Origin of the sequence: Gordonia sp. DT219, from assembly GCF_049847065.1 — a bacterium.
Classification (GTDB): Bacteria; Actinomycetota; Actinomycetes; order Mycobacteriales; family Mycobacteriaceae; genus Gordonia.
Genome location: NZ_JBNCNR010000002.1, coordinates 441,017 through 454,620, shown reverse-complemented (window position 1 = coordinate 454,620; position 13,604 = coordinate 441,017). Strand labels below are relative to the sequence as shown.

The window sequence follows — 13,604 nt, the reverse complement described above, 5'->3', positions numbered from 1 at the left end:
CTCAGGTCACCGGCAGTTGGACGATGAGTTCGGGCTTCTCGGCGAAGATCTCGCGAATGATGCTCATGTCGAAGACCTTCTGCGTGGTCAGCCCCGAAGTCCCCATCAATCCCAGCGAGTTGATGTTCGAGGCCATCAACGCGTCCGAGAGCCCCAGGAGTCCGTTCTTGTTGGTCTCCTCGGTGACGATCAGCGAGTTGTAGATGTGTGCCTCGTCGGTCATCACCGACAGGTCCAGCTTCTGATCCTTGCCGAAGGTGTCGACCGCATACTTCGCGGCCTGCACCGGATCACGGACCGCGTCGATCCAGCCGCGGACCTCGGCGGTGAGGAACGACTTGATCATGTCGCGCTTGGTGGCCAGGGTGTCCTTGGTGACGATGTAGGCCAGGTTGACGAACGGCAGGCCGTGATCGGCCAGACCGATGGTCACGGGCGTGAAGCCGGCGTGCCGGACGAGGACCGGCTGGTTCGGCTTGTAGCAGATGAGAGCGTCGAACTTGCCCTGCTCCAACGGCTCTGGCGAGAACTGGGTGCTCACCGTCTCGACGTCGGACTCGGCGATCCCGTTCGCCTTGAGGAATCCCTTCCACGTCGGCATGTCGCCGTTCTGCACTCCGACCCGCTTGCCCTTCAGTTCCGCGACGGTGTTGACCGGGGTCTTCTCCTTCAACGACAGCACGCAGTAGGGATTCTTCTGCAGGACCGCACCCAGGACGACCAGCGGAGCTCCCTTGGCGATCGCGGGCGCGGTGGACGCGATCGACGACAGACCGATCTGCGCCTTGCCCGACAGGAGTACTTCCTCCGGGGTGGTCGAGCCCGGGTTGGCGAGGAGGTTTGCCGCCGTCATTCCGGTCAGGCCGGCCTCCCGGTAGTAACCCTTCTCCACGGCGAAGTAGCTGCCGGCGAATTCGACGTCTTTGATCCAGGACAGCTGGAAATTCAGTGCCTTGGTGTCGCCGGCGCCGGCGCTGCTGTCGCCGCCGCTGCCGCACGCCGCGAGAAGCGATGCGCCGCCGATCGACACGGCGGCCGCGCCGCCGAGGCGAAACAGTCCACGGCGACTGATGGTCCATGGTGAGTTCGGTTCGGTCATAGGTGATCTCCAACAAACGGGGAGTGGATGGGTGGGTGGGGCCGAAATGGGTTGGGGGGCAGAAAGACGGGTTGGCCGGTCAGACCTGCCAGGGGAAATGCACGAACGGACGCTCGGCCTGTGTCTCCGGAGGATTCTCGGCGTACTCGAGCAGCTTCTGCCGTGCTTCCTCATAGCCGTACACATCCGGCTCGAGTTGCGGGCTCACCCGGGAACCGTCTTCGAGGAAGTCGATGATGTTCATGCCCGCGGCCTGACCGGACCGGGTGTGCTTGTCCTTGGCGTAGTCGGGCACGACCGGCTTGCGACCGGCGGCGAACTCCGTCATCAGGATGCTCTTGATGCAGTCACTGGAGCGCTCCTTGGTGCACCGGCACAGATACCGGATCGCCTGGACGAAGAAGATGGCCCGGTCACCGTCGCCGTAAGGGAAGTGCAGCCGGATCTGCGCATACGTGTGGACCAGTTGGGCCGCCTGCACGTCGCCGAATCCGATGTCCTCGACGCTGATCACCATCAGCCGTCGCCACAGCTTCTCCTCGAATTGCAAACTCGTGTGGTACATCTCGTACGCAGCGTCGAGCGCGTCGGATTCGATGCCGCGGCGGATCGACTTCTGGAGCATCGACACCAACTCGTCGCCGGGAATCCCGTTGCGCGACTTCACGTCGGACCATGTGTCGTAGTACTCGTCCTTCTTCACCACTTGACTCCCTATCTCGCCGCGGTGGCCCCGCGTCCGTGTCGGTAGTCATCGTGCGTGGTGTCCGCGCGGTTCGCACGTCGAGTTGCGCAAATATCGCACAACTTTTCACGCTCGTAACAAACCCGGTCGGTTCTGCCACCTCGCGGAGGCGCGCAACGGGCTACAGTGTGCCCAGTAGTCGGCCCCGCGGCGCAGGTCACCGCGCGGTGCTGAGAAAGAGTGCAGTGCAGAGAAAGGGAGTCCCGTGGATCGCCCCCGTCTACGCGATATTGCAGATCATGCCCAGGTGTCGGTGTCGACGGTGTCGCGATACCTGCGCGGACAGATCGTCCTGCGACCGGAGACCGAAGCCCGGATCAAGACCGCGGTCGCCGAACTCGGTCTCGCGCCGGCCGTGGTCGGCGCCCGTGCACCGATCGGTGTTGTCTTTCCGGCACTTTCGACGTTTCCGTGGGCCAACATCGCCGACGAGGTCACCCGGGTCTCGTTCAGCCGGGACGCCTCGACGCTGATCGCCACCGCCCTCGAGAGTCCGGAACGCCATGCGCAACTGCTGAGTTCGCTTGCCGACGGCCTGGTCAGCGGAATCATCACGACGAGCTACCACCTCTCGGCCAAGCTGTTGCGTGACATCTCGAACGCCGGAGTGCCCGTCGTCCTGGTCGATACCGACGCGGTGACGGGTCTCGATTCGGTTGTGGTGGACAACCATTCCGGCGCCTTCCAGGCAGTGTCGCTGTTGACCGCGCAAGGACATCGCAACATCGCCATGGTGGCCGGATACGGGGATCTGACGCCGACCGTCGAGCGGCGACACGGCTGGGCAGATGCGCTGTCGCTGGCCGGCATCGATCCCGACGATCAATTGACGTTCTTCGGGGACTTCACCGAGGAGTTCGGCATGGCCGTGTTGTCGCACCTGCGCATGGCGTCGACGCCGCCCACCGCGGTTTTCGCGGGCAGCGACGTGATCGCGACGGGACTGATGACCGCAGCCCGGCAGCAGGGCATGAGCCTGCCCGACGAGTTGTCGATCGCCAGCTTCGACGGTTCCCCCTTGTGCGACAAGCTCACTCCCCCACTCACCAGCATCCAGGTGCCGCATGCGGCCATCGCGGCGGCCGCCGTCCGGCTCGTCATGGCCCGCTGGGCAGAGCCGGACCGGCCCGCCGAGACCGTGGTCGTGCCGGTCGCGCTACGTCACGGCGCATCGGTGGCCCCGTGCCGTGCGCGCAGCGACGTCTCCTGAGCAATGCAACGTTTGCGTTAATTGCGCAACAGTTTCCTAGGATGTTCGCTAGGGTCGAGGGCAGTGCCGCAATTCTCGGCACCCGCGTTGTGCGCTGTCGACGTTCGTCACGGTTGTTCCCGCTGAGCCATGCCACCGTCTTCGGTTCGGGCAGTCAGCGTCTCGTGCAGTATCCGATTACCGGTCGACAGCACATCATTGCCCCGCGCAGAATTCGAGGAGTCCAACGGTGAGCGCACCAACCCAGAGCATCGACACTTTGATCACACACGCCGACGTCATCACCTTCGATGACGAGGGTTCCCTGTTCGACGACGGTGCGATCGCCATCGACAACGGTTCGATCGTCGAGATCGGGCCGACAGCCGCTCTCACAGCAAAGTTCTCGGCCATCGAGACCGTCGATGCCGCCGGGATGATCGCGATGCCCGGACTCATCGACGCCCACCTGCACACGGCACAGACCATGATGCGTGGGCTCTTCCCGGAGATCATCCATCACGGCAATCTCGAGCAGCCCATGTGGCGAAAGTACTTGATACCGTTCGAGTCCAACCTCACCGACGACGACATGGAACTGTCCGGCCGGCTCGCCTACTCTTCGCTGTTGCTCACCGGGACAACGACATTCTTCGACGCTGGGGGCCCGCACCCGGACGCCGCCGCGCGCGCCGCGGTCGACACCGGCATTCGGGGCATCATCACCCGCTCGACGGTCGACGACTCGTTCGACATCCCCGAATCGATGCGGCTGACCACCGATCAGGCGATCGAGGAGAACATCGGACTCGTCGAACGCTGGCCTGCCGGCGGACGCGTCACCGGGGCAATGGCGTTGCGCCAGATCATGAACTGCAGTCCGGAACTCATCACCGCGATCCACCGCGAGGCCACGGCGCGCGGGGTCAAGGTCCACACCCACCTGCTCGAGGGCAGCGACGAGATCGCCTTCTCCGTCGTCCGTTACGGGAAGCGCCCCGTCGAATTCCTCACCGAACTCGAGGTCTTCGACTCCACCCTGCACTGCGCGCATTCGGTGTTCGCCAGCCCGTGGGATGTGGCCGCCTATGCCCGGTCCGGCGCGAGCGTCGCCCACTGCGCCAACAACTACATGTTCGGAGTCCCTCGCGCACTGGAGTATTGGCGGTCGGGAGTGGCGATCGGCCTGGGCACAGATGGTGCGGCCACCTCGCCGGGCACCCTCGACATGTTCCGGATCACCGAGGCGGTCGGCCGCGGACAGCAACATATCTACGGTGTTCCGGTCCACGAACACTTCCTGCTCGAACCGGACGAACCGCTGCGGATGGCCACCCGTGGTGGCGCGCGAGCACTGAACATGTCGGAAAAGATCGGCCGACTCGAGGCCGGCCTGGCGGCCGATATCGTTCTGCTCCGCACCGATGGCCCGGACGGCGTCGCCGTCTCGCCGCTCGCATTCCTCGTCGACGGCGCGACCGGACGTGACGTCGACACCGTATTCGTCGACGGTCGACGGGTCGTCGAGGGCGGTGAACTCACCACCATCGATGTGGCGGAGACCCGCGCCCGCGGCGTCGCGCGTCAGAAGGATCTCGTCGCAGCGTTCCAGAACGTCTGACTTGGGCCCCCGACTTGGGGCCTTGGCGCCGACCGAGACTCGTTTAGGCCGCAGACGAAAAGGGTATGCGCGGCGAGTATCGGAGAACGTCGGTCGTCGAGTCAAGGAGGCTGCTGTGGGATTGTTCGGGCGAGAGCGTGATGAGCGGGTCGCCGGCCGGTGGGCCGATCCCGACCTGCCCAAGGTGGTGGTCGTGGGCGGCGGCTTCGGGGGTTTCTATGCGCTGCGACGACTCGAACGGTCGCTTCCGGCGGAACAGGCGAACCTGATGCTCGTCGCGCCCAACGACTATCTGCTGTACAGCCCACTGCTGCCGGAGGTGGCGACGGGCGTGCTCGATCCGCGCGACATCGCCGTCCCGCTGCGCCAGACCCTGCGCCGCACCCGGCCCGAGTTCGGCCACGTCACCGGCGTCGACTTCGACGCGCGCACCGTGACCGTCCTCGGCCGCGACGGGCAGGACACCGTCCGCGACTGGGACCGTCTCCTGCTGGCCCCCGGATCGATCACCCGCCAGTTCGGGATCCCGGGTCTCGCGGAGAACGCCCGCGGGATGAAGACTCTCGAAGAGGCGATCTTCCTGCGCAATCACCTACTGGCGCAACTCGATCTGGCCGACACCATCCCCGACACCCCCGAGGGTCACCTGGAGCGCAAGGAACGGTTGACCGTGGTGGCGGTGGGCGCCGGGTACACCGGTACCGAGTTCGTCGCGCAGATGCAGAAGTGGATCCACGACGTCGCCGACCGCTGGGACAGCTTCGGCCCCGGCGATATTCGCTGGCTGCTCCTCGACATGGCGCCGAACGTGCTGCCCGAGCTGGGACCGCGACTCGGCGCGGACGCGCTGACGGTGCTGAAGGACCGTGGTGTCGAAGTGCGCCTGAAGACCAGCGTCGCGTCGGCGACCCCGACGTCGGTGACCCTGACCGACGACGATGTCATCCCCACCCGCACGCTGGTGTGGAGCGCGGGTGTCGCCCCGAGCCCGCTGATCGCCTCGCTCGGGCTGCCGACCGCCAAGGGCCGCCTCGTCGTGAACGACGATCTGAGTGTTCCGGGACTCGAGAACGTGTGGGCGATCGGGGACGCGGCGGCCGTCCCGGACCTCACCAAACCCGCCGGCGACGACGGTGAGCGTCCTGTTGCCGCGCCGACCGCGCAGAACGCCCAACGCCAGGGCGTCGCGGCCGCACGCAACATCGCGGCGAGCTTCGGGGTGGGCCAGGCGAAACCGTACAGTCACCGGGACCTCGGTCTGGTCGCCGATCTGGGCGGTCCGGAGGCGGTGGCCAAGCCGCTCGGCGTCTCGCTGTCCGGGCGGCCCGCCAAGGCGGTGACCCGCGCCTATCACCTGTACGCCCTGCCGAGCGGGGCGGCCAAGCTCCGCGCCGCGACCGAGTGGTTCCTGGATGCGGTACTGCCCAGTCGCGTCGTCGAGCTCGACGACGTCAAGCCCGAGGATGCGCGGATGTCGGCGGCGCAGAAGACCGATATCTACAAGTCCGACAAGTGATCAGTCTGCATCACCGAGCACAGCACGGCCGAGCTGTTCGCAGGCACGGAGTGCGAGCTCGACGTTGAACCGATCGTCGTCGAGTGGGCGTCCGCGGAGTTCGGCGGCGCGATCGATCCGGTACTTGACCGTGTTCCGGTGCAGCCGGAGTCGGCGCCCGACCGCCTGATAGCTTCCCCCTTCATCGAGGAAGACCAGGAGCGTCTCGCGTAACCGCTGCGCCGGCTCGTCATCGGCGGCGAGCGGACCGAGCACCGACGACACCATCGCCCGTGCGGCCGGGATGTCCCCGGCCAGCAGTGCGGCGGTCCGGATACCGGGTTCGGCATAGGACGTGACCTGCGCGGCCCGGTCGGCGGCGACGGTGGCCACCGAGTGCGCCTTCACCGCTTCCTGATGGGAGGTGCGGAACCCGGTGATCGACGCCCCGACGGTACCGAGTGCGATGCGGACATCGCTCGACTCGGCGGCCGCGCGTCGTCGCACCGCTTCCAGGTCGACGTGGGTCTGGTTGCCGCCGAGCGGGATCCACGCCCAGCCCAGCGATCGGTCCTGGGGGATGAACAGCGGTTGACCGTTGCTGCCGACGGCGTCGCCGATCGCACCCGCCACCGATTCCAGCCGCCGTAACGTCGTCGTGGTGTCGCTCGTGGTCGCCGCCCACAGCACCACGCCGAGATGATGCCGGCGCAGTCGATACCCCAGCGCGTTCTCCGCCGTCGACACCTCCAGGTCGGTACCGGCCAGCAGCGAGGCAAGGGTGTTGGCGCGCAGGGTGTTCCGATTGGCCAGCCACCGTTCACGCTCGGACTCGTAGGCCACGACGACCAACTCCGAGACCCGGTCGACATACCGGAAACCGAGTTCGTGCATCAATCTCATTGCGGCGTAGGCGACCTCGGGATCACGCTCGGCACGCGAGATCTCGCGGAACGCATGATCGAGGATGCGGCGCTGGCCGACCCGATAGGCGCGGATCAGCGCCACCGATGACGTGCCGCGCTGCGCGAGACGCTGGGCATAGGCTGTGGCCGCCGCGGGCGCCGCGACGTCACCGATCGGCAGCGAATGCTGTGCGAGGTGGACGAAGGTCTCGATGTTGCTCTCGGCGCTGGCCCGCAGAAGCTCGAGCACCATCGGATCGCCGCGCAACTCGGGAATCGCCTCCACGAGCTCGAGGTGCAGCGCCGTCGCGGTCTCGGTGATGTGCGCCCCCAGGCTTCTCGCCACCTCGCTGACACGCCGCGCCGCGCTCTCGGCGACATCGCGCGGTATGTCGTCGAACTGCGTCATGACGAGCGCCTCCTGAGGTGATCGACGTGCCCGAGGCCGTGGGCAACCGGAGTCGATCATCGCACCGGGCCGGGCGCTCCCGCACCGACACCGCGTGATTGGCCAGCGAGGTGATGTGTCAGCGGGTGAACAACGTCCGACGTCATTTTCGTGCGCCCAGCACAGTGCCTTCGGGCACGTCGGTTCCTAGCGTGGTCAGTGACCCAGAGCACATATATCAGAAGGAACGTCATGCCGCACATTGTCAGGCCCACCGCGACCCCCGCCACTGCTCTCCGAGGATGACCACCACCATGCCGACCGGCTACCTTCCCTGGACGCGCCCCGCCGAATGGGGTCCTCGGATCTGTGTGCGCGACGACCGCGAGGAGCTCACCTACGACGGGTTCGCCGCGCGCGTCGACGCCGCGGCCGAGCAGTTCACCGACCTCGGCATCCGGCGCGGCAGCGTCGTGGCGGTGATGCTGCCCAACCGGATCGAGCTGCTCACCTCGATCGTCGCGGCATGGCGCCTCGGCGCCGTCGCGACACCGATCAACCCGGTGTTCACCGCGACCGAGGCCGCGTACCAGATCGGCGACTCCGGTGCCGACCTCGTGGTCGTCGCAGACCCGGAGGCTCCGACCGCCGGCCGCACCCGCCTGCTGGTCGAGGACCTCCGGACCGTCGCGCAGCGGCCGCTGCCCGCCCCGATCACCGACGAGGGCGCCCTCGCGCTGCTGATCTACACCAGTGGCTCGACGGGGAAACCCAAGGGTGTCATGCTCACCCACGGCAACGTCGCCGCGATGTCGTCGATGATGGACGAATCGCTGCAGCTGAGCGCGACCGACCACTGCCTGCTCGTGCTGCCGCTGTTCCACGTGAACGCCATCTGTGTCAGCTTTCTGGCGACGATGCGCAGCGGCGGTCGACTCTCGATCCTCGGCCGTTTCCACCCGCTCGAGTTCATGCGGGCGGTGGAGGAGCTGCGGCCGACGTACTTCTCCGCGGTCCCCACCATCTATACGCACCTGCTGGCGTTGCCGTCGGCGCTCGACTTCGACACGTCGTCGGTCCGCTTCGCGATCTGTGGTGCGGCACCCGCGTCCGAGGAACTGCTCCGTGGCGTCGAGGACCGGTACGGCTTCCCGCTCATCGAGGGCTACGGCCTCACCGAATGCACCTGTGCGGCAAGCGCCAACCCGATCGACGGGCCGCGCAAGCCGGGCACCGTCGGTGTCGCGCTGCCGGGACAGACCGTCGGCGTCATGGACGCCGACGGCTCTCTGCTGCCTGCCGGGGAACGCGGCGAGGTCGTGATCCGGGGTGCCAATGTGATGCGCGGCTATCTCAACCGGCCCGAGGCGACGGCCGACACGCTGACCGACGGCTGGCTGCACACCGGTGATATCGGAATCCTCGACGAGGACGGATACCTGCAGTTGGTCGACCGCATCAAGGACATGATCATCCGGGGCGGAGAGAACCTGTACCCCAAGGAGATCGAGACCGTCATCGCCCATGACCCGGCCGTCATCGAGGTCGCCGTCATCGGCCGGCCCGATCCCGTATACGGCGAGGTGCCGGTGGCGTTCGTCGCCGTTCACCCGGAGCGGACGACGACCGCGGCGGCCTTGCACGATCTGTGCACCGAGCACCTGACGAAGGTCAAGGTGCCGGTCGAGATCACGATCGTCGGTGCGCTGCCGAAGAATCCGGTCGGCAAACCCGACAAGCCGGCGCTGCGCACCCGAACCGCAACCACCACTGCCATCGGAGCCTGACATGGGTTTCTTCACCCCCGCTCCCGAGCCGATGCCCGCGGCCGAGCTGCTGGCGCTGCCGCTGCGCGACCGGCTCCGCGTCCTCACCACCACCTGGGTGACCGAGGGATTCAACACCCCGCGCATGCTGCACGTGGTCTACGTGCTCAAGATGTTCGGTCTGTATTTCGCTGTCGGCCTTGCGATCACGTCGTGGACGTCGTCGACCGTGGCGTTCACCGACCCGGCGACGTGGTTCACCCACATCATCACCTACCAGAAACTCGCCGTGTGGCTGATGCTCCTCGAGGTCATCGGTCTGGCGGGCGCGTTCGGCCCGCTCTGCGGGCATTTCGTCCCGATGCTCGGCAACATCCGCTACTGGATCCGCCCGGGAACCATCCGGATGGCGCCGTGGGCGCGGAAGGTTCCGCTCACCGGCGGCGACGAGCGCACCGTGTTCGACGTCGTGCTCTTCCTCGCGGTGCTCGCCGCCCTGGTGTTCCCGCTGGTGGTCGACGCCGCCCCGGTTCCGCATGTTCCGGTCGGCACCACCGCCCAGGAACTGATCCCGGCCTACGCGTTCATCCCGATCCTGGTCGTGATGCCGCTGATGGGGTTGCGCGACAAGGTGATCTTCCTGGCCGCCCGGTCCGAGCAATACCTGCCGATCATGCTGTGGTCGGCGATCCTGGGCGCCGTCGTCCTCCGTGGCGGTTCCACCGCGGCCGATTTCGTGGATCTGGTGATCGTCTTCAAGATCATCATCGTCGTGGTGTGGGTCGGGGCCGGGGTGTCGAAGCTCGGTGAGCACTTCATCAACGTGATCCCGCCGATGATCTCCAACAGCCCCGGACAACCGGATTTCCTCAAGAAGGCGCATTACCGGGACGCGCCGACCGATCTGCGTCCGAGTCGCCTGGCATGGTTCATGGCGCACGTCGCGGGCACGACCGTCGAGATCGTGATCCCGCTGGTGCTCCTCCTGGTCACAAACAGCACCGTGGCGATGATCGGCGCGGTGGTGATACTCGCCTTCCACATCTTCATCACCTCGACATTCCCGCTCGCGGTCCCGCTGGAATGGAATGTCTATTTCGGCTATATCGCGATCGTGCTCTGGGGCGGATTCGGGGACGGCTTCGATGCCTCGACGTACGGCATCTGGAATTTCCACCATGGGTGGATTCTGGTCCCGGTGTTCGCGCTCGCCCTGTTCGGTCCGATCCTGGGCAATCTCCGGCCCGATCTGGTCTCGTTCCTGCCGTCGATGCGCCAATACGCGGGCAACTGGGCGTCGGCGGTGTGGGCGATGCGCCCCGGCATCGAGGAGCGTCTCAACGAACTGCCCCTCGTCGAGAACCAGATCGACCAGCTGCAGCGCATGGCTCCCACGCCCTATTCGCGCGACGACGCCGAGATGATGCTGCAGAAGGCGGTCTGCTGGCGATCGATGCACAGCCAGGGCCGCGGGCTGCTCTCCGCGATGTACGAGCACCTCGACGACATCGAGAGCCGGACGATGCGCGAAGGTGAGTTCATGTGCAACACCATCCTCGGCTGGAACTTCGGCGATGGGCACATGCACGACGAACGGCTCATCGCCGCCATCCAGAACCGACTCGGTCTCGAACCGGGAGACCTCGTCGTCGCCTACTGTGAATCGCAGGCGACTCCGTGGAAGGTGAGCACTCCGCAGCGCTACCGGGTCATCGACGCGGCACTCGGCGTCGTCGAGCGCGGAACGTGGCAGGTGTCCGACTGCGTCGACGAGCAGCCGTGGCTGCCCAATGGACCTGTCCCGCTGGATGTTTCGTGGACCGCGCCCGGGTTCGTCCGCCAGCACACCCTCACCGGCCGCACGGCCGACGATCGGATGATGGAGAGATGACAACAGCTGTCGTGGTCGGGAGCGGACCCAACGGACTCGCCGCTGCCGTGCGCCTCGCGCAGTCCGGGATCGACGTCACCGTCGTCGAGGCCGGTTCTCGGCCCGGCGGCGGCACCCGGACCGGCGAACTCACCGTTCCGGGTCTGCTGCACGACGAATGTGCAGCCTTCCATCCGACAGGCGTGGCATCGCCGTATCTGGCGTCGCTGGATCTCGAGCGATACGGACTGCGCTGGCTCTGGCCCGAGATCGATCTCGCGCACCCGCTCGACGACGGGCGGGCCGGGCTCGCCGGCCGCGACCGGGCGCTCACGCCGGCATCCCTCGGTGCGGATGCGACGCGGTGGTCGCGGATGTTCGATGCGGCCGTCGATCGGTTCGACGACCTGATCGACGAGGTGTTCCGGCCGATCCTGCACGTCCCCCGACACCCGCTCACCCTCGGCAGGTTCGGTGTGCGCGCCGCGATGCCCGCGACGGTGGCGGTCCGGTACTTCCGCGACGAGCCCGCGAAGGCGCTGTTCATGGGTGTCGCGGCGCACGCCTTCCATCGGCTGGACGGTCCGCTGTCCAGTTCGGTCGGGATGATGCTTACCGCCGCGGCCCACGCGGTCGGCTGGCCGGTTGCCGAAGGCGGCAGCGAGGCGATCGCCCGCGCACTGCTGGCGAAGCTGTCCGAGTCGGGCGGCACGGTGATCACCGATGTCCGGGTGACCTCGCCGGCCATGCTCGCCGATCTGATCGGCTCGAAACCCGACCTCGTCCTGCTCGACACCGCGCCCGCCGGAGTACTGCAGATCGTCGGCGACGCACTACCAGCCCACGTACGGCGGTCGTTGACCCGCTACTCCTACGGCCCGGCGGCGTTCAAGGTCGATTTCGCGATCGACGGCGACATCCCCTGGACCAACGACGACTGCCGCCGTGCGGGCACTGTGCACCTCGGTGGCTCCGCGGAGCAGATCGCGCACACCGAACTCGGCACCGTGCGTGGCCGGATGGCCGAGCAACCGTTCGTGCTCCTCGGACAGCAGTATGTGATCGACCCGAGCCGTTCGAGCCCTACCGCCAATCCGATCTACGCGTACGCCCATGTGCCACATGGCTACTCGGGAGATGCGACGGAGGCGGTGACCCGGCAGATCGAACGGTTCGCCCCCGGATTCCGCGACCGGATCCTTGCGGTCTCGACGCGAGGGCCCGCAGCGCTCGAGGCGGACAACGCCAACTACGTCGGGGGTGACATCAGCGCCGGCGCGAACACCATGCGTCAGGTCGTCATGCGTCCCCGAATCGCCGTCGACCCGTATGCCCTGGGCGTCCCCGGTGTGTACCTGTGCTCGGCGGCAACGCCTCCCGGGGCCGGCGTGCACGGAATGGGCGGGTTCCACGCGGCGGAGTCCGCGCTGGCGGACCTGGAATCAGGGGCGCGCGACCGTCGACGCCCCGGCAACCGGTAGGCGCACCTCGAACCTGGCTCCCGATCCGGTATTGGATGCCGTGATCGTGCCTGCGTGGGCGTCGATCAGCCCGCGAGCGATCGCCAACCCCATGCCGGACCCGGCCGGAACGGTGTCCGTGCGGGCGGGAGAGCGCGCAGCGGTGCCGCGGTAGGCCATCTCGAAGATGCGGGGAAGGTCGTCGGAGTCGATCCCCGCACCCGAGTCGTCGACGCGACACCACGCCACCCGAGCCGAACCGCCCGCGATCTCATCGGCCCCGCCGCCCGCATCGATCCCCGTCGCGATCCGCACGGAACCGCCTGACGGGGTGTGTGCCACCGCGTTGACCAGCAGGTTGGTCATCACACGCGACATCGCATGCGCACTGCCGGTGATTCCGACGGCCGTATCGGGCGCATCGATGACGATGTCGATCTCGCCGCGACCGGCCGCCGAACGCACCGACCCGACCACCTCGTCGATCACCTCGCGGAGATCGATATCCTCCATGTCCAGATGCAACGCGCCCGCGTTGATCGTCGCCATCTCGAACAGGTCGGCGACCATCGCCGAGAGCCGGTCGACGTCGAGGCCGATCTGCCGGGCGAACGCGACGACCTCGTCCGGGTCGGTCACCACGGCATCCGACAACGATTCGGCGATGGCCTTGATATCGGTGAGCGGAGTACGCAGATCGTGGCTGACCCACGCGATCAGTTCGCGCCGCGACTGATCGGCGGCCCGCTCCTGCTCGCGCATCTGTCGTTCCCAGACCGTCCGACGTGCCTGGATGCGCCCGAGTACCAACGCCGCAGGCACGGTCACCACCGCCACCGCGGCCAGCACCGTCGCAGTGCGACGCAGGTCTCCGGTCACCATCAACCCACTCACCGCGAAGACCCCGACCAGGGTGGCGACCAGCGGGATCAACGTCATGATGACGAGGCTGACCAGTAGCGACAACCGCTGCTGCCACCACAGGAAGGCGGCTCCGATCGCGACGAGCGGCGCGGTCCACGCCAGTGCGACGGCAAGGATGCCGAGGGTGTCGGTCGTCATCGTG

General features: G+C 67.0%; 10 protein-coding genes. 6 read left to right on the top strand and 4 right to left on the bottom strand.

The window, feature by feature from the left end:
* Position 1 precedes the first annotated feature (1 nt).
* Positions 2–1,099 (bottom strand): ABC transporter substrate-binding protein, encoded by a 1,098-nt coding sequence (locus ACPXB3_RS05530; protein ID WP_425726850.1) that lies wholly within the window; start codon positions 1,097–1,099, stop codon positions 2–4.
* A 79-nt stretch (positions 1,100–1,178) separates the two neighbouring features.
* Positions 1,179–1,802, bottom strand: a complete 624-nt coding sequence (locus tag ACPXB3_RS05525) for a hypothetical protein (RefSeq protein WP_425726848.1) — start codon at positions 1,800–1,802, stop codon at positions 1,179–1,181.
* A gap of 247 nt (positions 1,803–2,049) precedes the next feature.
* Here ACPXB3_RS05525 and ACPXB3_RS05520 point away from each other — a divergent pair, with 247 nt between their 5' ends.
* The 3 genes from ACPXB3_RS05520 to ACPXB3_RS05510 all read left to right on the top strand — a co-directional run bounded on the left by ACPXB3_RS05520 (position 2,050) and on the right by ACPXB3_RS05510 (position 6,170).
* Positions 2,050–3,054, top strand: coding sequence for a LacI family DNA-binding transcriptional regulator (locus ACPXB3_RS05520; RefSeq protein ID WP_425705404.1), 1,005 nt, complete (start codon positions 2,050–2,052; stop codon positions 3,052–3,054).
* Between the two features lie 229 nt (positions 3,055–3,283).
* Positions 3,284–4,654 carry an amidohydrolase family protein gene (locus tag ACPXB3_RS05515; RefSeq protein ID WP_425726846.1) on the top strand — a complete coding sequence of 457 codons (1,371 nt, stop codon included), beginning with the start codon at positions 3,284–3,286 and terminating at the stop codon, positions 4,652–4,654.
* A 115-nt stretch (positions 4,655–4,769) separates the two neighbouring features.
* On the top strand, positions 4,770–6,170 hold the full coding sequence (locus ACPXB3_RS05510; RefSeq protein WP_425705402.1) for an NAD(P)/FAD-dependent oxidoreductase: 1,401 nt from the start codon (positions 4,770–4,772) through the stop codon (positions 6,168–6,170).
* Here the strand turns inward: ACPXB3_RS05510 and ACPXB3_RS05505 are convergent, their stop codons facing one another.
* The gene (locus ACPXB3_RS05505) at positions 6,171–7,463 is read right to left on the bottom strand and encodes a PucR family transcriptional regulator (RefSeq protein WP_425705401.1); all 1,293 of its coding nucleotides are present in this window, start codon (positions 7,461–7,463) and stop codon (positions 6,171–6,173) included. It abuts the gene before it with no gap.
* 293 nt (positions 7,464–7,756) lie between these two features.
* Between ACPXB3_RS05505 and ACPXB3_RS05500 the strand changes: the two genes are divergently transcribed.
* The 3 genes from ACPXB3_RS05500 to ACPXB3_RS05490 are packed head-to-tail and all read left to right on the top strand — an operon-like array spanning position 7,757 to position 12,559.
* On the top strand, positions 7,757–9,229 hold the full coding sequence (locus ACPXB3_RS05500; protein WP_425726920.1) for a class I adenylate-forming enzyme family protein: 1,473 nt from the start codon (positions 7,757–7,759) through the stop codon (positions 9,227–9,229).
* A gap of 1 nt (position 9,230) precedes the next feature.
* Entirely contained in the window at positions 9,231–11,099 is a 1,869-nt protein-coding gene (locus ACPXB3_RS05495) for a DUF3556 domain-containing protein (protein ID WP_425726844.1), read from the top strand.
* The gene (locus ACPXB3_RS05490; protein WP_425726842.1) at positions 11,096–12,559 is read left to right on the top strand and encodes a phytoene desaturase family protein; all 1,464 of its coding nucleotides are present in this window, start codon (positions 11,096–11,098) and stop codon (positions 12,557–12,559) included. The genes ACPXB3_RS05495 and ACPXB3_RS05490 overlap by 4 nt, the downstream gene beginning before the upstream one ends.
* Here the strand turns inward: ACPXB3_RS05490 and ACPXB3_RS05485 are convergent.
* A complete protein-coding gene (locus tag ACPXB3_RS05485; protein ID WP_425726840.1) occupies positions 12,521–13,600 on the bottom strand; it encodes a sensor histidine kinase in 1,080 nt (359 codons plus the stop codon). The genes ACPXB3_RS05490 and ACPXB3_RS05485 overlap by 39 nt on opposite strands.
* Positions 13,601–13,604: the final 4 nt, after the last annotated feature.

Excerpts from the sequence above, each read along its gene's own strand:
- ACPXB3_RS05530 (WP_425726850.1), bottom strand. The coding sequence starts at position 1,099 with ATGACCGAACCGAACTCACCATGGACCATCAGTCGCCGTGGACTGTTT.
- ACPXB3_RS05505 (WP_425705401.1), bottom strand. The coding sequence starts at position 7,463 with ATGACGCAGTTCGACGACATACCGCGCGATGTCGCCGAGAGCGCGGCG.
- ACPXB3_RS05500 (WP_425726920.1), top strand. The coding sequence starts at position 7,757 with ATGCCGACCGGCTACCTTCCCTGGACGCGCCCCGCCGAATGGGGTCCT.
- ACPXB3_RS05495 (WP_425726844.1), top strand. The coding sequence starts at position 9,231 with ATGGGTTTCTTCACCCCCGCTCCCGAGCCGATGCCCGCGGCCGAGCTG.
- ACPXB3_RS05490 (WP_425726842.1), top strand. The coding sequence starts at position 11,096 with ATGACAACAGCTGTCGTGGTCGGGAGCGGACCCAACGGACTCGCCGCT.
- ACPXB3_RS05485 (WP_425726840.1), bottom strand. The coding sequence starts at position 13,600 with ATGACGACCGACACCCTCGGCATCCTTGCCGTCGCACTGGCGTGGACC.